Origin of the sequence: Saccharothrix sp. ALI-22-I (assembly GCF_001984175.1) — a bacterium.
Lineage (GTDB): Bacteria > Actinomycetota > Actinomycetes > Mycobacteriales > Pseudonocardiaceae > Actinosynnema.
On record NZ_MTQP01000065.1, the window covers coordinates 12,913 to 38,374 of the forward strand.

The 25,462-nt window shown below is 70.8% G+C and carries 23 protein-coding genes; 11 read left to right on the forward strand and 12 right to left on the reverse strand.

The window, feature by feature from the left end:
- Window positions 1–2: 2 nt before the first annotated feature.
- Window positions 3–1,148, forward strand: coding sequence for an RNA polymerase sigma factor (locus ALI22I_RS26900; protein ID WP_077008344.1), 1,146 nt, complete (start codon window positions 3–5; stop codon window positions 1,146–1,148).
- Here ALI22I_RS26900 and ALI22I_RS26905 read toward each other — a convergent pair.
- Complete coding sequence (locus tag ALI22I_RS26905) at window positions 1,126–1,335, reverse strand: hypothetical protein (RefSeq protein WP_077008345.1); 210 nt, start codon at window positions 1,333–1,335, stop codon at window positions 1,126–1,128. The genes ALI22I_RS26900 and ALI22I_RS26905 overlap by 23 nt on opposite strands.
- 195 nt (window positions 1,336–1,530) lie before the next feature.
- On the opposite strand from ALI22I_RS26905, the gene ALI22I_RS26910 reads away from it, so the two are divergent.
- The gene (locus ALI22I_RS26910) at window positions 1,531–2,421 is read left to right on the forward strand and encodes a helix-turn-helix domain-containing protein (protein ID WP_077008346.1); all 891 of its coding nucleotides are present in this window, start codon (window positions 1,531–1,533) and stop codon (window positions 2,419–2,421) included.
- Between the two features lie 103 nt (window positions 2,422–2,524).
- Window positions 2,525–3,496 carry an SMP-30/gluconolactonase/LRE family protein gene (locus ALI22I_RS26915; protein WP_077008347.1) on the forward strand — a complete coding sequence of 324 codons (972 nt, stop codon included), beginning with the start codon at window positions 2,525–2,527 and terminating at the stop codon, window positions 3,494–3,496.
- 29 nt (window positions 3,497–3,525) lie between these two features.
- On the opposite strand, the gene ALI22I_RS26920 is transcribed toward ALI22I_RS26915, so the two are convergent.
- A complete protein-coding gene (locus ALI22I_RS26920) occupies window positions 3,526–4,518 on the reverse strand; it encodes a helix-turn-helix transcriptional regulator (protein ID WP_077008348.1) in 993 nt (330 codons plus the stop codon).
- A gap of 103 nt (window positions 4,519–4,621) precedes the next feature.
- Here ALI22I_RS26920 and ALI22I_RS26925 point away from each other — a divergent pair, with 103 nt between their 5' ends.
- From ALI22I_RS26925 to ALI22I_RS26940, 4 genes are all read left to right on the forward strand, one after another.
- Window positions 4,622–5,200 carry a DinB family protein gene (locus ALI22I_RS26925; RefSeq protein WP_077008641.1) on the forward strand — a complete coding sequence of 193 codons (579 nt, stop codon included), beginning with the start codon at window positions 4,622–4,624 and terminating at the stop codon, window positions 5,198–5,200.
- A 60-nt stretch (window positions 5,201–5,260) separates the two neighbouring features.
- Window positions 5,261–5,566 (forward strand): substrate-binding domain-containing protein, encoded by a 306-nt coding sequence (locus ALI22I_RS26930; RefSeq protein ID WP_274523000.1) that lies wholly within the window; start codon window positions 5,261–5,263, stop codon window positions 5,564–5,566.
- A 200-nt stretch (window positions 5,567–5,766) separates the two neighbouring features.
- On the forward strand, window positions 5,767–7,308 hold the full coding sequence (locus ALI22I_RS26935) for a cellulase family glycosylhydrolase (RefSeq protein ID WP_077008350.1): 1,542 nt from the start codon (window positions 5,767–5,769) through the stop codon (window positions 7,306–7,308).
- 71 nt (window positions 7,309–7,379) lie between these two features.
- Window positions 7,380–8,465, forward strand: coding sequence for a cellulose binding domain-containing protein (locus ALI22I_RS26940; protein ID WP_077008351.1), 1,086 nt, complete (start codon window positions 7,380–7,382; stop codon window positions 8,463–8,465).
- 208 nt (window positions 8,466–8,673) lie between these two features.
- On the opposite strand, the gene ALI22I_RS26945 is transcribed toward ALI22I_RS26940, so the two are convergent.
- From ALI22I_RS26945 to ALI22I_RS26955, 3 genes are all read right to left on the reverse strand, one after another.
- Window positions 8,674–9,831 carry an HAAS signaling domain-containing protein gene (locus ALI22I_RS26945; RefSeq protein ID WP_077008352.1) on the reverse strand — a complete coding sequence of 386 codons (1,158 nt, stop codon included), beginning with the start codon at window positions 9,829–9,831 and terminating at the stop codon, window positions 8,674–8,676.
- The gene (locus ALI22I_RS26950) at window positions 9,828–10,151 is read right to left on the reverse strand and encodes a PadR family transcriptional regulator (RefSeq protein ID WP_077008353.1); all 324 of its coding nucleotides are present in this window, start codon (window positions 10,149–10,151) and stop codon (window positions 9,828–9,830) included. The genes ALI22I_RS26945 and ALI22I_RS26950 overlap by 4 nt, the downstream gene beginning before the upstream one ends.
- A gap of 214 nt (window positions 10,152–10,365) precedes the next feature.
- Entirely contained in the window at window positions 10,366–12,405 is a 2,040-nt protein-coding gene (locus tag ALI22I_RS26955) for a beta-galactosidase (protein ID WP_238598588.1), read from the reverse strand.
- Between the two features lie 168 nt (window positions 12,406–12,573).
- Here ALI22I_RS26955 and ALI22I_RS26960 point away from each other — a divergent pair, with 168 nt between their 5' ends.
- Genes ALI22I_RS26960 through ALI22I_RS26975 form a run of 4 tightly spaced genes read left to right on the forward strand, consistent with a single transcriptional unit; the run spans window position 12,574 to window position 16,727 of the window.
- Window positions 12,574–13,860 carry an ABC transporter substrate-binding protein gene (locus ALI22I_RS26960; RefSeq protein ID WP_077008354.1) on the forward strand — a complete coding sequence of 429 codons (1,287 nt, stop codon included), beginning with the start codon at window positions 12,574–12,576 and terminating at the stop codon, window positions 13,858–13,860.
- Window positions 13,861–13,880: 20 nt separating this feature from the next.
- Window positions 13,881–14,801 carry a carbohydrate ABC transporter permease gene (locus tag ALI22I_RS26965; RefSeq protein WP_077008643.1) on the forward strand — a complete coding sequence of 307 codons (921 nt, stop codon included), beginning with the start codon at window positions 13,881–13,883 and terminating at the stop codon, window positions 14,799–14,801.
- On the forward strand, window positions 14,798–15,700 hold the full coding sequence (locus tag ALI22I_RS26970; RefSeq protein WP_077008355.1) for a carbohydrate ABC transporter permease: 903 nt from the start codon (window positions 14,798–14,800) through the stop codon (window positions 15,698–15,700). The genes ALI22I_RS26965 and ALI22I_RS26970 overlap by 4 nt, the downstream gene beginning before the upstream one ends.
- 7 nt (window positions 15,701–15,707) lie before the next feature.
- Window positions 15,708–16,727 carry a LacI family DNA-binding transcriptional regulator gene (locus ALI22I_RS26975; RefSeq protein WP_077008356.1) on the forward strand — a complete coding sequence of 340 codons (1,020 nt, stop codon included), beginning with the start codon at window positions 15,708–15,710 and terminating at the stop codon, window positions 16,725–16,727.
- Window positions 16,728–16,817: 90 nt separating this feature from the next.
- Here the strand turns inward: ALI22I_RS26975 and ALI22I_RS26980 are convergent, their stop codons facing one another.
- The 7 genes from ALI22I_RS26980 to ALI22I_RS27010 all read right to left on the reverse strand — a co-directional run bounded on the left by ALI22I_RS26980 (window position 16,818) and on the right by ALI22I_RS27010 (window position 25,297).
- The gene (locus tag ALI22I_RS26980) at window positions 16,818–17,018 is read right to left on the reverse strand and encodes a hypothetical protein (protein WP_077008357.1); all 201 of its coding nucleotides are present in this window, start codon (window positions 17,016–17,018) and stop codon (window positions 16,818–16,820) included.
- Window positions 17,019–17,179: 161 nt separating this feature from the next.
- Window positions 17,180–18,421, reverse strand: coding sequence for a hypothetical protein (locus tag ALI22I_RS26985; RefSeq protein WP_077008358.1), 1,242 nt, complete (start codon window positions 18,419–18,421; stop codon window positions 17,180–17,182).
- A gap of 297 nt (window positions 18,422–18,718) precedes the next feature.
- Window positions 18,719–20,173, reverse strand: coding sequence for a hypothetical protein (locus tag ALI22I_RS51220; RefSeq protein WP_077008359.1), 1,455 nt, complete (start codon window positions 20,171–20,173; stop codon window positions 18,719–18,721).
- A 34-nt stretch (window positions 20,174–20,207) separates the two neighbouring features.
- On the reverse strand, window positions 20,208–20,852 hold the full coding sequence (locus ALI22I_RS26995) for a response regulator transcription factor (protein ID WP_077008360.1): 645 nt from the start codon (window positions 20,850–20,852) through the stop codon (window positions 20,208–20,210).
- A complete protein-coding gene (locus ALI22I_RS27000; protein ID WP_238598589.1) occupies window positions 20,840–22,075 on the reverse strand; it encodes a sensor histidine kinase in 1,236 nt (411 codons plus the stop codon). Before ALI22I_RS27000 ends, ALI22I_RS26995 begins: the two co-directional genes overlap by 13 nt.
- Window positions 22,076–22,079: 4 nt before the next feature.
- Window positions 22,080–24,551, reverse strand: a complete 2,472-nt coding sequence (locus tag ALI22I_RS27005) for an ABC transporter permease (RefSeq protein ID WP_077008361.1) — start codon at window positions 24,549–24,551, stop codon at window positions 22,080–22,082.
- Window positions 24,548–25,297 carry an ABC transporter ATP-binding protein gene (locus ALI22I_RS27010; protein ID WP_077008362.1) on the reverse strand — a complete coding sequence of 250 codons (750 nt, stop codon included), beginning with the start codon at window positions 25,295–25,297 and terminating at the stop codon, window positions 24,548–24,550. Before ALI22I_RS27010 ends, ALI22I_RS27005 begins: the two co-directional genes overlap by 4 nt.
- Between the last annotated feature and the right edge of the window lie 165 nt (window positions 25,298–25,462).

The following is a 25,462-nucleotide window of genomic DNA, read 5'->3' on the forward strand; positions in this document are numbered from 1 at the left end:
CGGTGGACGAGGCCGTGCTGCGGACTCTCACCCCCACGGTGATCGGGATCCTCGTCCGTCGCGGAGCCGACTTCGCGGCGGCCGAGGATGCCGTGCAGGACGCCTTGGTCGAGGCCGTGCGCGTCTGGCCGGACGACCCGCCGCGGGACCCCAAGGGCTGGCTGGTCACCGTGGCCTGGCGCAAATTCCTCGACACCGTCCGTGCCGACACCTCTCGACGGCACCGCGAGGTACGCGTCGAGGGCGAGCCCGTGCCCGGCCCGGCCGAGGCGGTGGACGACACGCTCCAGCTGTACTTCCTGTGCGCGCACCCGTCCCTGACACCGGCCTCGGCCGTCGCGCTCACGCTGCGCGCGGTCGGCGGCCTGACCACGCGTCAGATCGCGCAGGCCTACCTCGTGCCGGAGGCGACCATGGCCCAGCGGATCAGCCGGGCCAAGCGGACCGTCTCGGGCGTCCGGTTCACCCGGCCCGGTGACGTCGCCACGGTGCTGCGCGTGCTCTACCTGGTCTTCAACGAGGGCTACTCCGGCGACGTCGACCTCGCCGCCGAGGCGATCCGGCTCACCCGCCGGCTGGCGGCCGAGATCGACCACGAGGAGGTCGCGGGCCTACTCGCGCTCATGCTGCTCCACCACGCCCGGCGCCCGGCACGGACCGGCCCCGACGGCAGGCTCGTGCCCCTCGCCGAGCAGGACCGCGGCCTGTGGGACACCCGCCTGATCGCCGAGGGCGTCGACGTGCTCCAGGCGGCTCTGGCCCGCGACCGCCTGGGCGAGTTCCAGGCCCAGGCCGCCATCGCCGCGCTGCACGCCGACGCCCAGGCGGCCGAGGAGACCGACTGGGTGCAGATCGTCGGGTGGTACGACGAACTGGTGCGCCTCACCGACAGCCCGGTGGCCCGCCTCAACCGGGCCGTCGCGGTCGGTGAGGCCGACGGCCCGCGCGCCGGCCTGGCCGCCCTGGCCGGGCTCGACCCCGCCCTGCCCCGCCACACCGCCGTCGCGGCGTACCTGCACGAGCGTGACGGTGACCCGACCACCGCGGCACGGCTCTACGCCGAAGCCGCCCGATCGGCGCCCAACCTCCCCGAACGCGAGCACCTCACGCGACAGGCCGCACGGCTCAACGCGCAACTGCGCAGCTGAGCGGCGGGGCGATGTGGACGCGGTTGGCCAGGACCAGCGGGAGGACGTCGCGGTCGCGGCATGCCTTGGCGAAGGCGGACATGAGCTCGTTCGCCTTGCCGGTGGTGCCGGCGCTGATCATCGCGATGCTTCGCGGTGCGGTGGCGGTGGGGTGCCGGCCCTCGGGTTCGGTCTCGTTGGCGATCATCGTGTCGACTCGTTCACCGGAGCACCGGGTAGACAGCCGCGGTCTCCGGGGCGGTGTCCTGATAAGGGGACGTGTCCGTGAGGTTGTCGCCCCGGTTGGCGTTGGGGCGGGCCTGGCGGGTGGGGCCGTCGCCGTGCCGTGGGTGACCCTCGCAGGATGTGGCTGGGGCGTGCGGGTGTCGTCGACACTGGGCGCATGGACGCGAAACGCCGGCTCGGTGAGTTCCTTCGGGTCCGCCGTTCGCAGTTGCGGCCGGAGGATGTCGGGCTGGTCGATCACGGTGATCGGCGGCGGGTGGTCGGGCTGCGGCGGGAAGAGCTCGCGATGCTGGCCGGGGTGAGTGCCTCCTACTACTCACGGCTGGAGCAGGGGCAGTCGCCGAACGCGTCGCGCGAGGTGCTGGACGCGTTGGCTCGGGCGTTGCGGCTGGACGAGGCTGAACGCAGTCACCTGCACGAGTTGGCGGCGTGGGGCAGGCGAAAGCCCCGAGGGCGGCGTCCCGAGGTCGAGCGGGTCACTGCTGCTACGCGGCAGTTGTTGGCGGCGTTGGGTGATGCGCCGGCGCTGGTGCTGGGACGTCGCAGCGACGTGTTGGCGTGGAACAGCGCCGGGCACGCCCTGTTCGCGGGACACCTGGACCCGGCCGCGCCGGACCGGCCGGGGCAGCGGCCGAACATGGCGCGACTGGTGTTCCTGGACGCGCACACCCGCGAGTTGTACGCCGACTGGCCGGTGAAGGCGCGGGCGGTGGTCGGGATGTTGCGGCTGGCGTCGGGGCAGCACCAGGACGATCCCGTGCTGGCTTCGCTCGTGGGTGACTTGTCGGTGCGGAGCCGGGAGTTCGCGTCCTGGTGGGCGGACCACCGCGTCAAGTCGGGCGGTGACGCGGTGTACGAGATGCGGCATCCGCTGGTGGGCGCGATGACCGTGACCCAGCAGGGCCTGCGGACCGAGCAGGGGCAGCACGTCGTCATCGCGACCACCGAGGTCGGTTCGCCTTCGCACGCGGCCATGACCCTGCTCGTGCACAACACGGCCACCCGGCCGAGTGCGGCTGCCGCGGACCGCGAGTTGTCGCTCGAATAGCTGTGTGATTTCGGTCCATTCCTGAACGACGACCACCGGCCCGCGTCTCGTGGGAACGGCGGTCGCGCGCGCCCTCGAACAGCACACTGGAGATTGAGAAACAATGCGCAGAAAGGCCATCATCACCGTGATCGTGACCGTCGGAACGGCCGCCCTGGTCGCGCTGTCCGGTTCCCCCGCGTCGGCCGCGGGCCCGGAGGCGTCGACGCACACCGGAGTGGTCCGGTCGAGGATCGCGACGCACTTCGACCTGGCCGCGGGGCAGATGCCGGAGAACATCGCCCTGGCGCCGGACGGCACCGCGTACGTCACGTTCGCGGCGGCCCGCCAGGTCGGCGCGGTCATCCCGGGCGGTAACACGCGAATTCTCGCCACCATGCCCGCCCCGGCTGACGGCGGCGTGCACACGCCGGTGTTGAATTTCGCCCTCACCACGGGAATCGTGCGCACCGGGGACGGAACCCTGTATTTCCTCTACGCCAGTGGCGATTCCGGTTCCACCGGGCTCTACCGGCTCCGGCACGGCGGCACGCCGCAGCGCATCGCCGCGCTACCCGCCGACGGGTTGCCCAACGGGCTGGCCCTCGACGAGCGCGCCGGGACGTTCTACGTCACCGACTCCGTGCTCGGCACGGTCATGACCGTGCCGCTGCGTGGTGGCACGGCGGCTGTCTGGTCGTCGGCGCCGGAACTCGCCGCCACCGGTTTCCTCGGTGCCAACGGCGTGAAGGTGCGCGGAGGGGCGGTGTGGGCGACGAACCTGGACCAGGGCACCCTGCTGCGCATCCCGGTGCGGAACGGGCGACCCGGCCCGGTCGAGGTTCGTGCCACCGGCCTCGTCGGCATCGACGACTTCACCTTCACGGGTGACGACGTGCTGGCCACCCTGAACGCGCCGAACCAGCTGGTCCGCATCGCCCCCGACGGCACCACGACCAATCTGCTCACCTCCGCCGACGGCTTGCAGAACCCCACGTCGGTGGCCGTGCGCAACAACACCGCGTACGTGCTCAGCGCCGCCTACACCACCGCCACGGACCCGAACCTGGTGCTGGCCACGCTCTCGTGCCGCTGACCTGACCCGAACCGCCCGCCGACCTGTGTTCATGAGGTCGGCGGGCGGTCTCGTTCGTTCGTCCGCGCGGCGTCGGCGAAGCGGCGGGACAGGTGGGCGAAGGCGTCTTTGAGCTCGGGCGGTCCGACGACCTCGATGTCGGCGTCGAACCTGCCGATGGTGGCGGCCAGGCCGGGCCACGACCACGAGCCCAGGACCAGCCGGCAGCGGTCCGGGCCGAGGGCCTCGACGAGCCCGTCGTTGGTGTAGCGGGACACGACCTCGGCGGGCAGGTCGAGGATTACCTCGCCGCGGCAGGGCCAGCCGCCGGAGCCCTGGAACCTGCTGATCACGAACGCGGCCACCTCACCTCCGGGCAGGTCACGCGGGGTGAAGCGCGGTCCGGCGGGGGTGCGCGGGGTGATCCGGTCGGCGCGGAAGGTGCGCCAGTCGTCGCGGTCGAGGTCCCAGGCGACGAGGTACCAGCGTCCGCCCCAGGTGACGAGGTGGTGGGGCTGCACCCGGCGCGGCGGGGCGTCGGCCGCAGGCGCGGACGCGGAGGTGTAGTCGAAGCGCAGGACTTCGCGGGCGTGGACGGCGGCGCTGAGCGCCATGAGCACACCGCTGTCGGCCTGCGGGTTCGGTCGGGTCGTGGGCCGCTCGACGGCGGTGACGTGGAGGGTGTCGATGCGGCGGCGCAGCCGTGGGGGCATGACCTGCCGGACGGTGGTCAGCGCGCGTGCGGCGGCTTCCTCGATGCCGGCACCGGCGGTGGTGGCGATCTGGAGTGCGACGGCGAGGGCGACGGCCTGCTCGTCGTCGAACAGCAGCGGCGGCAGTTCCGCGCCGGCGCCGAGCCGGTATCCGCCGTCGGGGCCTTTGGTGGCCTGGATGGGATAGCCGAGTTCGCGCAAGCGGTCGACGTCGCGGCGCACGGTGCGCGGGCTGATGTCCAGCCGTTCGGCCAGCAGCGCCCCCGGCCAGTCCCGGCGCGCCTGGAGCAGCGACAGCAGCGAGAGCAGGCGCGCTGAGGTCTTCGGCATGAGTCCCGATGGTGCCAGGAGAAGCGGCCACAACCTGGCCGCTTCCCCTGCGAGCGTTGTTCCCGTGCCAGACAACGAGAACAACCGGAAGGACCCGATCACCATGACCGCCACGACCACGCCCGCCTCGGCTCTCGACGCCGAGCGGGTCGAGCTGCTCGCCGCGCTCGCGACCGCGCGATCCGCCCTGACCAACACCACGCGCGGGCTCAGCGACGAGCAGGTCGGCGAGCGTCCGACGGTCAGCGCGTTGTGCCTGGGCGGGCTGATCAAGCACGTCGCGTCCGTCGAGGAAGGGTGGATGCGTTTCGTGGTCGAAGGTCCCTCGGCGATGCGCTACGACCTGCCCGACGGTGTCACCTGGGCCGACCTCACGGCCGGTACCGCACGCGAGTTCCCGCAGTGGGCGATCGACTACCAGAACGACTTCCGGATGCTGCCCGGCGAGACGTTGGCGGGGGTCGTCGCGCGCTACGAGCAGGTCGCCGCCCGGAGCGAGGAGATCGTCGCCGCCGTCCCCGACCTGTCGACGACGCACCCGTTGCCGGAGGCGCCCTGGCACGAGCCGGGAGCGGTGCGCAGCGTGCGCGGGGTGCTGATGCAGGTCATCGCCGAGACCGCCCAGCACGCCGGGCACGCGGACATCCTGCGCGAGGCGCTCGACGGGCAGACGTCGAGCTGATCCCGACCAGGTGAACCAGGGCCGTGCAGCTCGGCGAGTCGGGCGACGGCCATCGGCTCGTTGAGCGCGTTCCGCGAAGCTCACCCGTCCGTGAGCGCGGTGGCCGCGTTCGACGACGCTCTGGCGCTGCGGCTGCTGTCGGCGTCGCACGAACTCCGCATCGCGGTGCCGGGCGATCTCGCGGTGATGGGTTTCGACGCCACCGAGTACGGCGCGTTCGTCACCCCCGCGCTCACCACCGTGCACACCACCGTGCACACCGACGCCGACTCGTTCGGCCGACGGGCGGCGCGCATCGCGCTCGGCCTCGACACGTCCACCGTGGTCACCAATGCGGCGAGTGTCGTAGTGCGTGACTCCGCTTGATACGTAACTTTTCGTGGTCGATGGACCACTTGTTGCGCTAGGCGGGTGGACTGGTCCGTGCTGATCGAGTGAATCGGCCACGCCCGGGAACCGATCGGTTGACTGTCCCGGCCTCCAGGCGCGACCGTGCTGACGGTCTACTGGGAGCGCTCCCAGTCGAGACGGGATGGACTTGACCTCGGGTGCACAAAGGAGTGCCGATGTTGGGAAGAGCCAGGAAACGCCGCACCGCGCTGGCCGCGTTGGGCGCCGCGGCCTCCGTCGCGGTCACGGTCCTGTCGGCGGCGGCGGGATCGTGGGCGAGTGACGCGGGCGCGGCGGCGGTGTTCGCGTGCAAGGTCGACTACACGACCAACGACTGGTACACCGGCTTCGGCGCCAACGTGACCGTCACCAACCTCAGCGCGTCGGCGGTCAACGGGTGGACCCTGACCTACTCCTACACCGGCAACCAGACCCTGCAACAGGGCTGGAACGGCGTCTGGTCCCAGTCGGGCAAGCAGATCACCGTCACCAACACGACCTGGAACGGCGCCATCCCCGCCAACGGCAGCGTGACTTCGGGCGCGAACTTCGCCTACAGCGGCAGCAACGCCAAACCGACCGACTTCGCGGTCAACGGCGCCGCCTGCACCGGCACCAACCCGACGACGACCACCACCACGACCACGACCACGACCACCACCACCACCACCACGACCACGGGCAACCCGCAGCCCGGTGGCGCGGCGCCGGCGCTGCGCGTGTCCGGTAACAAGCTGCTCACCGCCGCCGGCGCGACCTACCGGCTGCTCGGCGTCAACCGCGCCAGCGGCGAGTTCGCCTGCGTGCAGGGCAAGGGCATGTGGGACAGCGGCCCGGTGGACAAGGCGTCGGTCGACGCGATGAAGGCCTGGAACATCCGCGCGGTGCGGATTCCGCTGAACGAGGACTGCTGGCTGGGCCTGTCCGGCTCGCCCAGCGGCGCCACCTACCAGCAGGCCGTCAAGGACTACGTGAACGTGCTGGTGGCCAACGGCATCAACCCGATCCTCGACCTGCACTGGACGCACGGCCTGTACACCGGCAACATCTCGGCCTGCTCGGACGTCAACGCGACCTGCCAGAAGCCGATGCCGAGCATGCAGCACACGCCGACGTTCTGGACGCAGGTGGCCACCGCGTTCAAGGGCAACAACGCGGTCGTCTTCGACCTGTTCAACGAGCCCTACCCGGACGCGTCCAACAACTGGTCCGACGCGGCCGCCGCGTGGCGCTGCCTGCGTGACGGCGGCACGTGCACCGGCATCGACTACCAGGTCGCCGGTATGCAGGACCTGCTCGACGCGGTGCGCGCGACCGGCGCCACCAACGTGGTCATGACCGCCGGGCTGACCTGGACCAACGACCTCACCCAGTGGCTGGCGTACAAGCCGAACGACCCGACCGGCAACCTGATGGCGTCGTGGCACTCCTACAACTTCAACGCCTGCGTGACCGTCGCCTGCTGGGACAGCCAGATCGGCGCGGTCGCCGCGCAGGTGCCGGTGCACGCCGGTGAGATCGGCCAGGACACCTGCGCGCACGACTACATCGACCAGGTGATGACCTGGCTCGACTCGAAGCGGCTCGGCTACACCGCCTGGACCTGGAACCCGTGGGGCTGCAGCGGCGGCAACGTGCTGATCGAGGACTACAACGGCACGCCGTCCAAGACCTACGGCGAGGGCTTCCGCGCGCACCTGCTCTCCGTCACGCCTTAACTCCCCGCACGTACTCGGACCGGCCCGTCACCTGTTCGTGGCGGGCCGGTCCGACCACGGAGGAAACCGCCATGTCCAGGAAGAACACGATCAGAAAGCCCCTCCTGTTCGCCGTGATCGCCGCCCTCGGCGCGGCGTTGGCGCTCACGGCGGTCCAGCCCGCGCTCTCGGCCCAGCCCGCGCTCTCGGCCGCCGCCCCGGTGCGGATCATGCCGCTCGGCGACTCCATCACCGCCGGTCCCGGCTGCTGGCGCGCCTACCTGTGGGATCGCCTGCAGCGGACCGGGTACACCGATATCGACTTCGTGGGGACCCAGCCGGGAGGCGGCTGCTCGGTGCCGTTCGACGGCGACCACGAGGGGCACGGCGGCTACTCGGCCACCGGCATCGCGGACCAGAACCAACTGCCGCCGTGGCTGGCTTCGGCCAGGCCCGACGTCGTGCTCATGCACTTGGGCACCAATGACATGTGGGGCAACTTCCGCCCCGTCGAGTCCGTCATCGCCGCGTACTCCAAGCTCGTCGACCAGATGCGGGCGAGCAACCCGAACATGAAGATCCTGGTCGCGAAGATCATCCCGATGGCCTGCCCCGAGTGCACGCACGTGGTGGCGCTCAACAACGCGATCCCGGGCTGGGCGGCCGGCAAGACGACGGCGCAGTCGCCGATCACCGTGGTCGACCAGTGGACGGGCTTCGACACGACCACCGACACGGGCGACGGGGTGCACCCGAACGACGCGGGCTTCCGCAAGATGGCCGATCGCTGGTACCCCGCCGTGACGGCGGCCCTCGGTGGCGCTCCCGTGCCGACTACAACTACGACTCCGATCACGACCACCACGACGCCGTCGGGTGGCTGCGTCGCGACGTATCGCCTGATCAGCCAGTGGAACGACGGCTTCCAGGGCGAGGTGACCGTCCGCAACTCCACGACGGCCCCGACGTCGGCGTGGACCGCTGCGCTCGACTTCACCAACGGCCAGCGCGTCACCCAGGCGTGGAACGCCACCGTCACCCAGACCGGAGCGACAGCGACCGCACGGAACATGAGCTGGAACGGCACGCTGAGCGCCGGTGGCACGGCCACGTTCGGCTTCACGGCGAGCCGGCAGAGCCTCAACCCGGCCCCGACGGTCAGCTGCACGCTCGGCTGACCCGCGTGGATCGCCCGCCGACCCGAAGCCGACCGGGTCGGCGGGCGATCCGATCACCTGCCGTAGGTCAGCCGACGCAGCAACCACTCGGCCGGGCCGCTCTTGTTGGCCGCCATCGTCGACGAAGCGTTGCTCCCGGCCCTCGGTTTCCCGCCCGGGTGAGCGAGGGCCGGTCGACTCGACGTGGTGGGACGAATCCGGTGTGCCGTCAGCCGGTGGGCGTGACCGGCGTGACCGTCGTGGGCGCAGGTGCCTGGGCGGACGGCGTCGGCGTCGACGGCGGGGTTGTCGGTGCGGCGCTGCCCGACGGGACGGTGCTCGCCGGGGGGACGGTGGTGGTGAGGTTGGGAGTGGGCAGGACGATCGCGAACGGCGGGACGCCGGGGATTTCGCGGCAGCCGTTCTCGTCGTGCACGACCCTGGGGCGGGGGTAGCGGTTGTCCTCGCCGCTCGAACGTCCGTCGCAGCCGTACCACGGGGTTTCCAGCGGCTGGCCGTTCTCGTCGTAGAGGTGGACGTCGGTCAGCGGCTTGCCGTCCTTGTCGAACACGTAGATGTTGTCCGGCGTCGAGGGCTGTGGGTTGTACGAGGCCTGAACAGGGGAGGGGGCGTCGAGCTGCGACGCCAGTGAGCCGAGGATGAGCAGCAGCACGCCGAGGGCGGCGCCGGTCGCGGGCAGGCTGATCCACAGCCACCGCCGGTCGGTCCGCGCCTTCGGGCCGGCCACCAGCGACAGGACGCCGAGCGCCAAGACCAGCAGCGCGGCGGGCTCGTATCGGTACGACATCAGTGCCACCGACCCGATGAGCAGCGCCCGACCCAGCCACCACACCGGCTGGAACGTGCGCAGGGACGCGAGCACCCGTTGCGTGTCGCCCTGCTCCAGCCGCCTGAGCCCGTCCGTGAGGGCGGCCGTCTCCGGCAGCCTCTCGATCTCCGGCATGAGAGCGCTCTGCCGGAACACCAACACGGTGGCCGCGACCGCGCAGAGCCCGATGAGCAGCGTCAGTTCCTCGCTGTCGCCTCCGCTCATGCCGGAGGCGAACGCCATGACGGTGCCCGCGACGAGGCTCCACAAGGCGAACCGGGCCAGGATCGTCGGCCGGGAACCCGTCGGCACGTCGACAGCAGCGGGGGAGGGGTAGCCGGCCGCGGCACGCAGTTCCTGCGCGTACGCGTGCGGCGTGCCCAGCCGGTCGGTCAGCGCGGCGAGGGAGAACTCCTCGCCCATCTCCTCGGCGACCTCGACCACGTGCGCCCCGGCGTCGTCCATGATCTCGCCCACCTCGGTGGCGGGCAGATCGGCCAAGGCCTCGCGCATCCGGTCCAGGTAGTGCTGCACCTCGGCGTTCGTCTGCGTGTTCATGCACCCTCCCCCAACAGATCGTCGAGCGCCTGCGCGAACGACTTCCAGGTCTTGCCCGATTCGAGCAGGCGCGTGCGGCCCGGCTCGTTGAGGCTGTAGTACTTGCGGTGCGGGCCCTCTTCGCTGGGCACCACGTACGACGTGAGCAGACCGGCGTTGTACAGCCGGCGCAGCGTGCCGTAGACCGACGCGTCCCCGACGCCGTCCAGGCCGCCTTGGCGCAGTCTGCGCAACACGTCGTAGCCGTACCCGTCCTCCTTGCGCAGCACCGCAAGGACGGCGAGGTCCAGCACCCCCTTGAGCAGTTGACTGGTGTCCATAGAGCTCTCCCCGGTGGTGTGCGATGGATGCTACTACGGAATGCGCAGTACCGTGCACAGGGTTGTAGCTTCGGTTCCCGTCCCGATCCGGGCGGAGGTGGTCGTGGCCGGTATTCGAGAGGTGAGCCGAATGGGCCGGGTGTCGGAGGACGGCACCCGGCCCATTCGGCTCACCCGCCGTGGATCACGCGATGGTTTGGGCGGGGAAGCCCACTCAGGACCTGAGCACGGCCGTGCCGCCGGCGGGCACGCACAGCTCGGACTCGCAACGCTGTCCGGTGAGCAGTTCGGTGCCGGACGCGGCCAGTCGCACCTCGGTGTCGGTGTGGTTGAGCACGAACAGGTAGTCGGCGTCGACACCGCGGCGGCGGACCACTTCCACGTCACGCGGCAGGTCGTCGTGGGTCTCGACGCCGGCCTGCGGGTAGATCTCGCGCAGCACGTGGTCCAGCGCCGCGCCGCGCAGCCGGGTGGAGACGTACCAGGCGCTGCCCGCGCCGAGCCGGTGCCGGGTGACGGCCGGACCGCCCGCGGCCGGGCCGTCGAGGTAGTCCAGGACGCGTTCCGCGCCCTCCAGCCGGATGTGCTCGGCCCACACGTCACCGTGCAGCCCGCCGTCGAGCGAGACCTCCTCGCCTTGGCGCAGCGGCAGGAACTCCTCGACCTCCAGGCCGAGCACGTCGCGCAGCGCGCCGGGGTGCCCGCCGGGGTGCATGGCGTCGTTGGCGTCGACGATGCCGGAGAAGTACGAGACGACCAGCGTGCCGCCACCGGCCACGTAGTCGTGCAGCACCTTCGCCGCTGCGGTCGTCGTGAGGTACAGCGACGGCACCACGACGAGCCGGTAGCCGCTCAGGTCCGCTTCCGGTGCGACGAAGTCCACCGTCAGCCGGGCGTCCCACAGCTGTTCGTAGTAGGCGGCGACGCGTTCCCGGTAGAGGAGTTCGATCGACGGCCGCCAGGACAGTTCCAACGCCCACCAGGACTCCCAGTCCCACAGCACGGCGACGTCGGCCTGCACCAGGCTGCCGCGCACCTCGTGCAGGGCGCCGAGATCCTTGCCCAACCGCACGACGTCCTGCCACATCCGGCTGCGCGTGCCGGAGTGCGGCAGCATCGCGGAGTGGAACTTCTCCGCGCCGAAGCGGGAGGCCCGCCACTGGAAGAACATCACCGCGTCCGCCCCGCGCGCCACGTGGGTCAGGCTGTTGCGGTTCATCTCACCGGGCCGCTTGGCGATGTTGCGCGGCTGCCAGTTCACCGCGCCGGTGGAGTGCTCCATGAGCATCCACGGCCGGCCGCCCGCCACGGCGCGGGTCAGGTCGGCCGACATCGCCAGGTCGATGTGGTTGCGGTCGGCCTCGGCGGTCAGGTAGTGGTCGTTGGCCACCACGTCGACCTCGCGCCCCCACCGCCAGTAGTCGATCGACTTGCAGTTGGTGGTCATGAAGTTGGTGGTGACGGGCAGCTTCGAGTGGCTGCGCAGGATGTCGCGCTCGGCGGTGTAGCAGGACAGCAGCTCGTCCGAGCAGAACCGGGCGAAGTCCAGCTCGTGGGCCGGGTTGCCGGCGGTGCCGGAAACGCGCGGCGGCTCGATCTCGGCCCACTCGCCGTAGCGCTGGCCCCAGAAGGTGGTGCCCCAGGCCTCGTTGAGCGCGTCGAGGGAGCCGTGGCGGGCCCGCAGCCAGCGCCGGAACGCGGTGGCCGACTCGGGGCAGTAGCACGAGCCGACCGGCGCGCCGTACTCGTTGTGCACGTGCCACAGCGCCACGGCCGGGTGGTCGCCGTAGCGGGCGCCGAGCTTGCGGGTGATGTTCGCGGCGGCCTGGCGGTAGGCGGGCGCGCTGGGGCAGAACGTGGCGCGTGACCCCCGTTCCAGTTCGATGCCGTCACGCGTGACCGGCCGGACCTCGGGGTGCGCGCGGTAGAGCCACGCGGGCGGCACCACCGTCGGCGTGGCCAGGTTGACCGAGATGCCGGCGCCGTGCAGCAGGTCGAGCAGCCGGTCCAGCCAGCCGAAGTCGAACTCGCCCGGACGCGGCTCCAGCAGCGCCCACGCGTGGATGGCGATGCTGACCAGGTTCACCCCGGCCTGCCGCATCAGCTCGACGTCCTCGACCCACACCTCCTCGGGCCACTGCTCGGGGTTGTAGTCCCCGCCGTAGACGAGTCCGTCCACGCCTACCGGCATCCGCGGCCAGAAGGGGTCCTCCACAGCCTGCCCCTCGGCCTGGCGAGGCACCACAAACGTCATGAAAACCCCCACTGCTGTGAACGTGCACGGTCTGTTCGAAGATTACGGTGCAGATAAGACGGTGTGTCAAGTAGTTGACAGGCGTGACATGGGGCCAACTACTGTGCACGTTCACAGCGCGGTTCTCGCTGGCAGTGGCGTCAGCGACGCGGAACCCCCGGAGACCTCATGCGACTCGACATCGCGAAGAAGGCCGTGGCAGTCGGACTCGGCCTCACCCTGCTCGCGGCTTGCGGCGGTGGCACCGAGCAGGCCGCCGACGGCCCGGTCGAACTGTCCTTCTGGGCCTGGGCGCCCAACATCGACAAGGTGGTCGACAAGTGGAACGCGAGCCACCCGGACACCAAGGTCGTGTTCAGCAAGCAGGCCCAGGGTGACGACCTGGTGACCAAGCTCCTGACCAGCGCGAAGGGCGGTAACCCGCCGGACCTGGCGCAGGTCGAGTACCAGGCGCTGCCGACCCTGGTCAGCAACGACGTGCTGGCCGACATCTCCGAGGGCGCGGCGTCGGCCAAGGACAAGTTCGCGCCGGGCATCTGGGACCAGGTGACGCTGGGCGGCAGCGGGGTCTACGCCGTGCCGCAGGACTCCGGCCCGATGATGTTCTACTACCGCGCCGACCTGTTCGAGCAGTACGGCCTGAAGGTCCCCACGACCTGGGACCAGTACGCGCAGACCGCCCGTGACCTGCGGGCCAAGGCGTCGGACAAGTTCCTCGGCACCTTCTCGTCCAACGACCCGGGCTGGTTCGCCGGTCTCGTCCAGCAGGCCGGCGGGTCGTGGTGGTCGGTCGAGGGCGACACGTGGACGGTCTCCGTCGACGACGCCGCCACCAAGAAGGTCGCGCAGTACTGGAGCGGCCTGATCGCCGAGGGCGCGGTCGACAAGACCCCGATGTACACGCCGGAGTGGAACAAGGCGCTCAACGACGGCACCCAGATCGGCTGGCTCAGCGCGGTGTGGGCGCCGGGCGTGCTCCAGGGCAACGCGGAGAGCACGTTGGGCAAGTGGGCGATGGCCCCGATGCCGCAGTGGGACGCCTCCGCGCCGCGCACCGGCAACTGGGGTGGCTCCACCACCGCCGTGACCGCGGGTTCGAAGAAGCAGAAGGCGGCGACCGAGTTCGCGGTCTGGCTCAACACCGATCCCACCGCCGTCGAGGCCCTGGTGACGGAGAGCGCGATCTACCCGGCGGCCATCTCGGCCCAGGAGGCGCAGGCCAAGCCGCCCGCGTTCTTCCCGAACCAACCGGACTTCTACACCCAGGCCGCGAAGATCGCCGCGACGTCCTCCGGCTTCACCTGGGGGCCGAACGTCAACGTCACCTACACCGCGTACAAGAACGCCATGGGTGAGGCCATCAGCGGCGGCGCGGACCTGGTGCCCGCGTTGACCAAGATGCAGACCGCGACCGTGGACGACATGAAGGCCAACGGCTTCACCGTCGGCGGCTGAGGAGAAGGCCCGTGACGTCGATGCGCGTGTCCGGGCGGGGTGGTGCGGCGCCGAAAGTGGCGCCGTACGCCTTCGTCGCCCCGGCGGTGGTGTTGTTCCTGCTGGTGTTCGCGCTGCCCATCGCCTACACCGTCTACCTGAGCCTGTTCCGCACCGAGGTCAAGGGGCTGGGGCTGGGGCTGGGCAACCGCACTGAGGTGTTCGTCGGCCTGGACAACTACTGGCGCGCGCTCACCGATTCCGAACTGGGCGCGGGCGCGTTGCGGGTGTTCGGCTACGGCGCGATCCTCGTGCCGACCATGCTGGGCCTGGCGCTGGTGTTCGCGTTGCTGCTGGACGAGGAACGGGTCCGAGCCCGCGGGTTCAGCCGGATCGCGATCTTCCTGCCGTACGCGATCCCCGGCGTGATCGCCTCGCTGCTGTGGGGGTTCCTGTACCTGCCGGGGACCAGCCCGTTCAACCAGATGTTGCGCGAGCTGTCGTTGCCCGAGGTGAACCTGCTGTCGCCGACCGGTATCTACTTCGCGTTGGCCAACATCGCGGTGTGGGGCGGGGTCGGCTACAACATGGTGGTCCTGTACACGGCGTTGCGGTCGATCCCGCGTGACCTCTACGAGGCGGCCCGGATCGACGGCTGCACGCCGTTGCAGATCGCGTTGCGGATCAAGATCCCGTTGTTGGCGCCCGCGCTGGTGCTGACCTCGTTGTTCTCGATCATCGCGACGCTCCAGGTGTTCGCCGAGCCGACCACGCTGGCCCCGTTGACCAATTCGCTCTCGCTCACCTGGACCCCGTTGATGAAGGTCTACCAGGACGCCTTCGGCCGCGGCGACATCTACTCCGCCGCCGCGACGTCCGTGCTGATCGCCTTGGTGATGTTCGTGATCTCGTTCGGTCTGCTGCGGATTACGCGGTCGCGGGCGTTCGGGGGTGAGCGATGAGCGCGGTGCTGGTCGAGGACCGTGTCGTGACGCCGACGCCTTCGCGGTCGCCGCGCTTGCGTTCGATCGTGTCCGCGTTGGGCGCGCTGCCGACGTTCGTGTTGCTGCTGGGCGCGGCGTACTGCCTGTTCCCGGTGGCGTGGGTGCTGATCGCGGCGACGAAGAGCAGTGGCGAGCTGTTCTCCACCTCGACTTTGTCGCTCGGCTCGTCGCTCCTGGCGAACCTCGGCGAGTTGAACGGGTACCGCGACGGCGTGTTCTGGCGGTGGATGGCGAACTCCGCGCTGTACGCGGGGGTGGGCGCGCTGCTGTCGGCCGTGTTGTCCGGCGTCACCGGGTACGCGCTGGCGAAGTACGCGTTCCGAGGACGGGCGCTGATCTTCAACGCCCTGATCGCGGGCGTGCTGGTGCCCGCCGTGGTGCTGGCCATCCCGCAGTACCTGCTGATGTCGAAGATCGGTCTCACCGACACCTACCTGTCGGTGCTGCTGCCGAGCGTGGTCAGCCCGTACGGGATCTACCTGGCCCGTATCTACGCGGCCGCGTCGGTGCCCGAGGACGTGGTCGAGGCGGCCCGCACGGACGGCGCGAGCGAGCTGCGCATCCTGACCTCGATCGCGCTGCCGATGATGGTCCCCGGGCTGGTCACGGTGTTCCTGTTCCAGTTCGTGTCGATCTGGAACAACTTCATGTTGCCGTACATAATGCTGGCCAACGACGGCATGTTCCCGGTCACCCTGGGCCTGTACACGATGCTCAAACAGGGCAACACCACGCCCGCGCTGTACACGCTGGTCGTCACCGGCTCGCTGGTGTCGGTGCTGCCCTTGATCGCTCTGTTCCTGACTTTGCAGCGATACTGGCGCATCGACTTGCTCTCCGGAGCGGTGAAAGCATGAGGGAGTCATGAGCGTCGATCGCAGCAGGGCACGGCACCGGCCGACCATCCACGACGTGGCGGCGGCCGCCGGCGTGTCGCGGGGGACGGTGTCGCGCGCGCTGAACGGTGGGCACAACGTCAGCCCCGGTGCGTTGGAGGCGGTCCTGAAGGCCGTCCGGACCACCGGGTACGTGGCCAACTCGGCGGCACGCAACCTGGTCACGCAGCGGGCGCACTCGGTGGCGTTCGTGCTCGCCGAACCGCAGTCGCGGCTGTTCGAGGACCCGAACTTCAGCATCTTGCTGCAGGGCTGCACCCAGGAACTCGCCGAACTCGACGTGCCGGTGCTGCTCATGACCGCCGGCACCGAGGTGGAGCGCAAGCGCACCAGCCGGTTCATCGCGGCGGGGCACGTGGATGGCGTGCTGTTGGTGTCCTCGCACAAGGGCAACCCGTTGATCCACGACCTGTACGAGGCCGGCATCCCGGTGGTCGCGTGCGGCAAGCCGTTGGGGCACGAGGGTCGGGTCGCCTACGCGGCGGCGGACGACCGTGCCGGCGCGCGGATGATGGTCGAACACCTGCTGGCGCGCGGCCGGCGGCGGATCGCCACCATCACGGGTCCGGTGGACACCCCCGGTGGGGTGGAACGGCTCGCCGGGTACCGGGACGTGCTGGGCGACGAGGCCACGCCGGACCTGATCGCACACGGCGACTACAGCCGTGCGAGCGGTGAGGCGGCCATGGCCGAACTGCTGCGACGCGCGCCGGATCTGGACGCGGTGTTCGTCGCGTCGGACCTCATGGCGGCGGGGGCGCTCAACGCCCTGCACGACGCCGGCAGGCGGGTGCCCGAGGACGTGGCGGTAGGCGGTTTCGACGACTCCAGCATCGCCACCTCGACCAGGCCCGCGCTGACCACGGTGCGGCATCCGTTCCAACGCATCACCCGCGAGATGGTCCGGCTCCTGCTGGAACAGATCCAGGGCGAACCACCGGCGGCGGCGATACTGCCTACGGAATTGGTCGTGCGTGCGTCGACCTGACGTCGCCGGGGCGGGAGTGGGGCCGCCCCGGCGGACGTCGGGGTCAGATCGTGCCGGTCGCCCCGGCGCGGACGGTGGTCGTGGCGGCGATCAGTTCGTTGTCCACGGCCTGGTCGCCTCGCTCGTGTCCTGCTGGACGGTGAACGGCAGGGCCGTGATGGGCGTCGAGTTGTCGAAATCGTCGTTGGACGGCGGCTCCGCGTGCGCGACGCCGGTCAGCAGCACGCCCAGGACTGCGGTGACGGCGCCGATCGCGGCGATCCGGGCGCACGCGGACGCGCGCCATCGCAAGGACAGCGTCGTGTGAATCCCCGGTGGAACTCCCCGTCCACCTGGTGGTGGACGACCCTGTGACCTGTACATCGGCGGTTTCGGGCGCGAGGTGACCGATCAAGCGCGAATTGGGCCGTCCGGATCACCGGCGTTACCGCCGGTGCACCAGGTGTTTCCGGTCAGAGGCCGATCCGGGCTTCGAGCGCGCTGCGGCGGGCGGTGACGTCGTCCGGGTCGTTGCCGTAGACGAGCAGTTGCAGGGTGCTCAGCATGACCGGGTTGTCGGTGCGGGTGGTGTCGTGGCCGGAGGTGATCAGGACGCCGCCGGCGGTCAGTGCCGGGCGGAGGTGGGTCAGTAGGTCGGCCAGTGGGGCGGCGACGGTCAGTTTCACCGATTCGGCGTGGCCGTCCAGGGCGTCGGGGCGGACCGACTGGAGGGCCAGCAGCGGGATCGAGCCGCTGGTGATCCGGAAGTTCAGGTCGAGCATGACCAGCTGACCGTCCCGGGTCTCGGCGCAGTCCAGGCTGCACAGGCCCCGGTAGCCGACGTCGGCGGCGCGTTGGGTGATCGCCAGGCACTCGGCGAGCAGGTCCGCCGGTGGCTGGTTGACCAGGCCGAACAGTCCGCCGACGTAGACGCCGATGGCGTCCACGCGTTGTTCGGTGACGGCGAGCAGCCGGGCCACGGCGTCCGGTCCGACGTAGAGCTGGATGCCCCAGTTGCGCACGAGGTGCAGGTACTCCTCGACCACGAACTCGCCGAGCACGTCGGTGAACGCCGGGAACTCGACCGGCTCGCCCGCCTGGTGCAGGTACACGTCGAGGCTGCCGCCGTGTGCGTCGTTCGTCGCGGCTTTGAGGACCCACGACTTCTCCGCCGGCGCCGCTTCGGCCAGGTCAACGCGCTGCACGACACTGCGCCGGGCGTGGAACCGCGGATCGACGAACGTGCTGATGCTGGCCTTGTTGTTCAGGTAGCCGACCAGCTGCGCGGTCTTGACCATGCGTTCGTCCGGGCACAGCGCGGTCGGCTGCGGGTACTCCATCGAGATCAGCAGGCCGTCGGCCATCACCTCGGTGACGCGGGCGGCGAACTCGGCCTCACTGCGGAACTCGCGCAGGTCGTGGCCGACCGGGAGGCCGCCGTCGCGCAGCTGGGCGAGCAGGGCCGGGTCGGTGCCGCCGGCGGAGCAGATCACCGGGGCGTCCCCGGCGACGGCGATGGGTCTGGCGGACAGCGCGTCACAGGTGTTGCGGTGCCGGCTCGTCGCGGCGCCCGGCGCCGGCCGCGCGCACACGGCGACACCGGGGCCGTACACGTCGGTGAGCGCGCGAGGTGCGCCGATGGACGGCGACAGCGGAGTGGAGATGCTGATGACGAGCTCCCGTGGGGTGAGTCGGGACGGCCACGCACTGCCCACACGGGTGGTGTGGGCGAAGCGCCGCGTTGGTGCGGGTGAGGCCGGAGAACGGTGAAGCCGTGCCGTGAGAGGCGGCGTCCACTGCGGGGCCCGGTCGGTGCTCGGGAGCCGGATTTGTGTCCCGTGGGCGAACAGCCCGGATCCGGGCCGTATGACATCAGAGTGTCACGTCTTCGGCATCTCACCCAAATGGTCGGCTGTGAGGTGGGACGCGTGGGGATCGGGCTTGGCGATCGTTCGGTCACCGGGTACGGCGGCGAGGTGCCGTGTCGACCTCGCCGCCGTGCGCCGCCGGGGTCAGACGCGCGTGACCGGGGGGATCGGGCCGAAGGTCAGGCAGAGGCGGAGCGGGTGCTCGCCCCACGCGTTCATCGCGTACATGGAGAGCAGGCCGCCCGCTTCGATCGTCTCGCGGGTGGCCGGGCCGTTCAGCGACGCCATGCCGTTCCACATCGGGGTGCCGGCGGGCGGGGTGGGTTCGGTCTGGGCGATCGAGACCTGGCGGCCCTCGTGCTCCTGCACGGCCAGCATCACGTACGGCTCGGTGAGGTCGGCGACGTGCGTGCCCGGCTCCACCGTCACGCACTCGCCTCGTTGGGCTGCCGCGACGCTGACCCGGCCGATCCAGCGGAACGCCTCCAGCAACGTGTCCGTGGTCAGCGCTTCGTGCGCTTCCCGGCCGGTCACGCGCGTGAGCGTGGTCATGCCGCTGGCGATGCCGCCGTCCTCGGAGCGGTAGCGGTTGAGGAGCATGATCGTGGACGAGGACTCGTCCAGGGCGACCAGGTCGCGGAACCGCTGGTCGGTCAGCGGGCTGCGGGCCAGTGCGCCCAGGGCGAGCTTTTCCAGCACCGCGTCCGGGTCGGTCATCCGCCAGAACGTGCACTCGTCGTTGATCCACAGCGGTAGGTAGCCGCCGACCGGGACGCCGGGGACGACCGTGGTCAGGGTCGAGCCGACCGCCGGGCCGGGTGGCACGGGAGGCGCGGACGGTTCCGGTGCGGACGGTTCCGGTGCCGAATGCGCGCCCGGTGCGGAGTCGGAGTCGGGGGCCTGTACAGGCACAGGTGCCGTGACGGGGGCCTGGGTCGGTGCCGAATGCGCGGCCGGGGCGGCGGAGTCGGGGGCCGGTGCGGGGCCTTGGGCCGGGTCGGGCGCCTGGCCGGCGGGCTGGAAGGGCGGGAGGGCGGCGAAACGCGGGTCGACGCGGGCGGTGCGGATGATGTGGTGGGCCCACGCCCGCACCCTGGACAGCGGGTGGTTGCCGAACTGCTGGTCGTACCGGGGGTCGTCACCGGCGTGGAACGGCAGGCGTCCTTCCACCTCCGGCGCGTACGGGTGCGGCATGACCCAGTTGTCGAAACCGACCTGCGCCAGCAGCGTCGCCTCACGGACACCGGTCGTCCCCTGCTCCACCGCCTGGAGCTTCAGCACGGCGCTGCTCTGCGCACGCGGCACGGTGAAGGAACCGAGGAACGCCTGGCCAGTCGGCTGGTTCGGGAGCGGCACCTTCACCACCTGGAACAACGCGGGCACGTCGCCGAGTCGCACGAGGTGCGCTTCGATCAGGCAGCCGATCTCGCCGGTGGTGACGGCCAGGTCGTGCCGCAGCTTCGGCATGTCGTCCAACGACGCGGGCAGGTCCGGCACCAGGTCGAAGTAGTTGAGCGTGACCTGGTCGCCGTTGCCGGGGTTGAACCAGGTGGTCTGGTCGTGTTGCTGGAAGCCGGTCGGGTCGAATGCGATAGGCACCCGTTGACCCTATTGGGTGAAGCCGCCCGGCGTGTCATTGGTTCAAATAGGCGAGGACCGCTCGCACACGTCGGTGGCTGTTGTCCGCCGGCGGCAGGTCGAGTTTGGTCAGGATGTTGCTGATGTGCTTCTCCACCGACGGCGGCGCCAGGACGAGTTCGGCGCAGATGGCGGAGTTGGACAGTCCCTGGGCCACCAGCCCGAGGACTTCGCGCTCACGTGCGGTCAGGGCGGCGACGCGCTGGTCGCGGGTGTTGCGGGCGAACAGCTGGCGGATCACCTCCGGGTCCATCGCGGTGCCGCCGGCGGCCACCCGTTCGAGGGCGTCCAGGAACTCGTCGAGCGCGGTCACGCGGTCCTTGAGCAGGTAGCCGATGGCGCCGTTGCCGTCGGCGAGGAGTTCGGTGGCGTACGTGCGCTCGACGTACTGGGACAGGATCAGGATCGGCGCCTTCGGGTCCTGCTCGCGCACCGACAGCGCGGCGCGCAGGCCCTCGTCCCGGAACCCCGGCGGCAGCCGGACGTCCACAATGGACACATCGGGTCGGTGTTCGAGCACGGCCCGTTCCAGGTCCGGCCCGTTGTCCACGGCCGCCACCACGGTGTGCCCGGTGTCGGTCAGCATCCGCACCAGACCGTCCCTGAGCAGCAGCAGGTCTTCGGCGATCACGATGCGCATGGGAACTCCGCGAGAACGGTGGTGGGGCCACCGGGTGGACTGGTCACCTCCATCGTGCCGTCCAGGGCCTCGACGCGACGCCGCAACCCGTCCAAACCGGAGCCGGACGGGTCCGCGCCGCCCCGGCCGTCGTCCCGCACCACCAGCGTCAACAGCTCACCAGACCGGCGCAGCTGGATTGCGCACTCGTCCGCCTCGGCGTGCTTGACCGTGTTCGCCAACGCCTCCGCGACCACGAAGTACGCCGCCGCCTGCACGGCGGGTGGCAGTTCGCCCAGCTCGGCGGCGTCCACCACGACGGTCAGCGGAGCGTCGCCCGCCAACGCCGTCAACGCGGCGGTCAGGCCCCGGTCGGTGAGGATCGGCGGGTAGATCCCGCGCACCAACCGCCGCAGCTCGGCCAGCGCGTCGTCCAGTTGCCGCCGCGCGGTGAGCACGTCGGCGCGCGCCGGGTCGTCCAGCAGACCGGCGGCACGCATCTTGCGGTCGGCCAACGCCAGCGTCATGCCCGCCGCCACGATCCGCGCCTGCGCGCCGTCGTGCAGGTCGCGTTCGATCCGTTGCAGTTCGGCGGCCTGAGCGTCCACCACCCGCAGTCGGGTCGTCCGCAGCGTGCTGACCTGCTGCCGCAGCCGCGCTCGGGGCCCGGCCTCCAGCAACTGGGCCGCGATCGACGCCTGAAGCCTCGACACCTTGCCCACCAGCCACAACACCGGCCACAGCGCGGCGAGCCCCAACGCGGTGAGCACGAACCGGCCGCCGGCGGTGTTGAACAGCCAGTCCGCCACCGGGTAGAGGCGGGGGTTCGGCACGGCCCACAGCCACACCGGCGCGACGATCGTGCCCAGCTCCACCACCGCGACGATCACGCCCACCAGCCCGGTCGCCACCCCGACCGGAGCCGACAGCAGCAGCCACGCCAGGTCCCGCCACGTCGCCGGTTCACGGATCACCGCACGGCCGCGCGTCCACGGGTTCGTCCCGGTCACCGGCTCGTACGGGTCGCCGATCGCCCGACCCAGCGCCCACCCGGCGCGCAGCCGTTCCAGCCGGGCAATCCGCCTGCTCACCCACGTCACGGTCAGGAACACCGGCGGTCCGAGGTAGGTGAACGACAGCACGCCGGTGGCGAGCGTGGTGACCACCGCCCAGACGAAGGACGCGGGTCCGATCACCAGACCGGCCAGCAAGTGCGCCAGTCCTCTGGCCGCGCGCGGAAACACCTGATCAACCTAGCTTGGGCAGGGACCGCAGCCGGACTACGAAGCGGGCGGGCACCGCGCCGGCCACCAGCCCCAGCAGCCCGACACCCGCCACCATCCCGAGGTACCGCAGCGGGTCCGCGAACAGCCGCCACTGCCCGTCCTGGGCCACGCTGAACGCGCCCACCACGACCCCGCTGATCAGGCAGCCGAGCACCAGCGCGACCGTCACGGTGATCAACGCCTCCCGGTCGAGCAGCCGGTGCAGCTGCCGTGACGTCGCACCGGTCAGCCGCAGCTCGGCGAACTCGCGCCGCCGTGCCCCGGTGGCGATGGCGAACGTGTTGACCACCGCGATCGCGGTGAAGCTGAGCGACACCGCCACCATCAGCTCCCACGCCGCCTGCTGGTTCTGCACCTCCGCCGTACCCGCACGGGCGGTGCCCAGCATCGGGAAAGCCGTCAGATCCGGCTCGCCCCGCAGGTAGACGGCTCCGATCAGCCCACGCGGGTCGTGCGCCGCGACGAGTTCCGCGTCCAGCACCAGGTCACCGAAACCGCGCCAGTGCTCGAACACGGCCACCACGGTCAACGTCGTGCGGGTGCCGTCGGCCAGCCAGAACGTCGGACGGTCGCCGACCCGCCAGTTCCGCTGCTCGGCGAGCGGGCCGCTCACCGCGACCGCGTCGGCGGTCAGGTCGTCCAAGTTTCCATCGGAAACACCGAGATCAAGCGCTCGCTCGCCGGACAGCCGCAGCCCTTGCGCCGGGTAGTCCTCCGGCTTTCCCTCCTGGTCGACTACGATCCTGGTGCCGACGGTGAGGGCCGATCCGGTGACCGACGGTAGCGCGGTGACCTCTTCGGCGGTGGTGAGTGGAAGGCCGGGCGCGTTCGTCGCGGAGACCTGAACGTTCGCGGGAGCGGTGCGTGCGGCCTGCTGGTCGACGGTCACCTCGGTGAGGATGTCGCCGTTGAGCAGCATGGTGGCGTTGATGGCGAACATCAGCGTCAACGGGATCGCCACACCGACGACCCGACGGCTTTCGATCCGGGTCATCGCACCGGCGATACGACCGAGCACACCGGTCAGCCCGACGAGCCGCGACACGACCGCCGTCAGGCCTCCGACCAGGATCGGCCCGAGCGCGGCGGCGGCGCACAGCAGCAGCGCGCACGACACGAAACCCATGCCCATGCCGAGGTTCCCGCCCAACGGCACCAGACCGAGCACCGCGACCGCACCGCCGGTGAGTACGGCCGCGCTCAGGATGCGTGGCACGCGACTGCCGTGGGTGGCGGTGACCGTCTCGCGCAAGGCCTGCGTCGGGGAGATCCGCACGGCCCGACGTGCCGCGACCGAGGTGGCCAGCAGGGTCACGAGCAGCCCCAGTGCGGCGGAGGCGATCAGCACCATCGGGTTGATCGCGACGGTGAACTGCGCGGGGACCGTGCCCAATTCCCGGAACCTCTCGGCCACCAGGTGCGCCACCACGACGCCGGCGGGCAGTGCCGGCACTGTGGCCACGGCCGTGACCAGGGCGATCTCCGTGTCGAGCAGTCGGCGGAGTTGGCGCGGCGTGGCACCAGCTGTGCGCAGCAGGGCCAGTTCCCGCAGCCGTTGCCGGACCGCGAGTGACACCGTGCCGGTGAGCACGAACACCGCCGCGAACCCCGTGATGCCCAGGACGAACCCGAAGATGGAGATGGCCCCGACGTAGTCCGGTACCGCGCCCGGCAGATCGGCGTTCACCTTGTCAGCGTCGGTGTGGACGGCCACCGAGTGCTTTTCGAGCGCGGCGACCACTTCGTCGCGGTCCGCACCCGGCGCGAGTCGGACCGCGACAGCCGTCGGCCCGGCCAACCCGGACAGTTCGCCGACCTGATGATCGGCCACGAACACCGCCGCCTGCCCCGGCACCCCGCCGGTCACGACACCCGCCACCCGGCCGTCACGCGCGCCGGTCTTCGTGGTCAGCCGCACGGCCTGTCCGACCGACAAGCCGAGTTCCGCACCCACCGCGACCTCACCGGACGCGGGCGCAGCACCGTCACGCAGGACGTACGGGGTCAAAGGAGCCGAGATCCAGCCGTGGGCCACCACGGACGCACGTTCCGGCGCACGCACCGGAGTGCCCGCGATGTCCAGCGCGACGGGGAACGCCGTATCCGCCACCGCCGTGCCCACGCCCGGCGTCGCGGCAACGGCGCCGACCAGATCGGCGGGCAACGGCTGCGCGCCGGCCAACCGTTCGGTCTTGGTCTTCACCTTGACCTTGTCGCCCTTGTCCTGCCTGGTGGTCAACTCGACCGACCGATCCGCCGCGACCACGACGTCAACCGCGGCGAACCGATCCCCACCCGGTCCGGCGGTGAGCACGGAGTAGAGCAACAGCCCGCTGCCCGAGATGAGTGCGACGGCGAGGAACGCGGTCAGGAACGTCCCGGTGAACGCGCCGAGGCGCCGCCGCACGCTTGCGATGGCCAGCTTGAGCGTCATCGGGTCAGCTCCGTCATCCGGGCCGCGACCCGCTCGGCCGTGGGTGCGATCAGGTCACCGGCGAGCCGGCCGTCGGCGAGGAACACCACTCGGTCCGCCCACGCCGCCGCGGCGGGATCGTGGGTCACCATCACCACCGTCGCGGCGGAGTCGTCCACGAAACCGCGCAGCAACGCCAGCACCTCACGTCCGGTGGACAGGTCGAGCGCGCCGGTCGGCTCGTCGCCGAAGATCACCTCCGGCCGTCCGGCCAACGCCCGCGCCAACGCCACCCGCTGCTGCTGGCCGCCGGACAGCTCACCGGGCCGTGACCGCTCCCTCCCGCCGAGCCCCACCCGTGCCAGCACCTCGCGCGCCCACGCCTTGTCCGGCCGCGTGCCCGCGAACCGCTGCGGCAGCAGGACGTTGTCCCACACCGACAGCGCGTCCACCAGGTTGAACGACTGGAACACGAACCCGACGTGCCGACGCCGCACCGTCGTCAGCTTCGGCTCCCGCAGCGCGCCGACGTCCTGCCCGGCCAGCACCACCCGCCCGCTCGTCGGCAGGTCCAACGCCGCCGCGCAGTGCAGCAACGTCGACTTGCCCGATCCGGACGGCCCCATCACCGCCGTGAAGGACCCCCTGGCGAACCCGACCGTCACCCCGTCGAGCGCCCGCACCCCGGCCCGACCGGGGTACACCTTCGTCACGTCAGTCAGCGAGACGACATCCGTCGCCACCCGCGAATCCCCCACCAGAACCATGCCGAGGACTCTTCCGCCCGGCCACTCCCGAACCCACCGTGCGCGCTTTGATCTCCAAGGTATGGCTGTCCCTACCTGTCGGTGGTGAGGCCGTGCTCGTAGGCGTAGATCACCGCGTGCACGCGGGTGCGGAGGCGACAGATCTCGGCCGGTCCCTAACCTGAC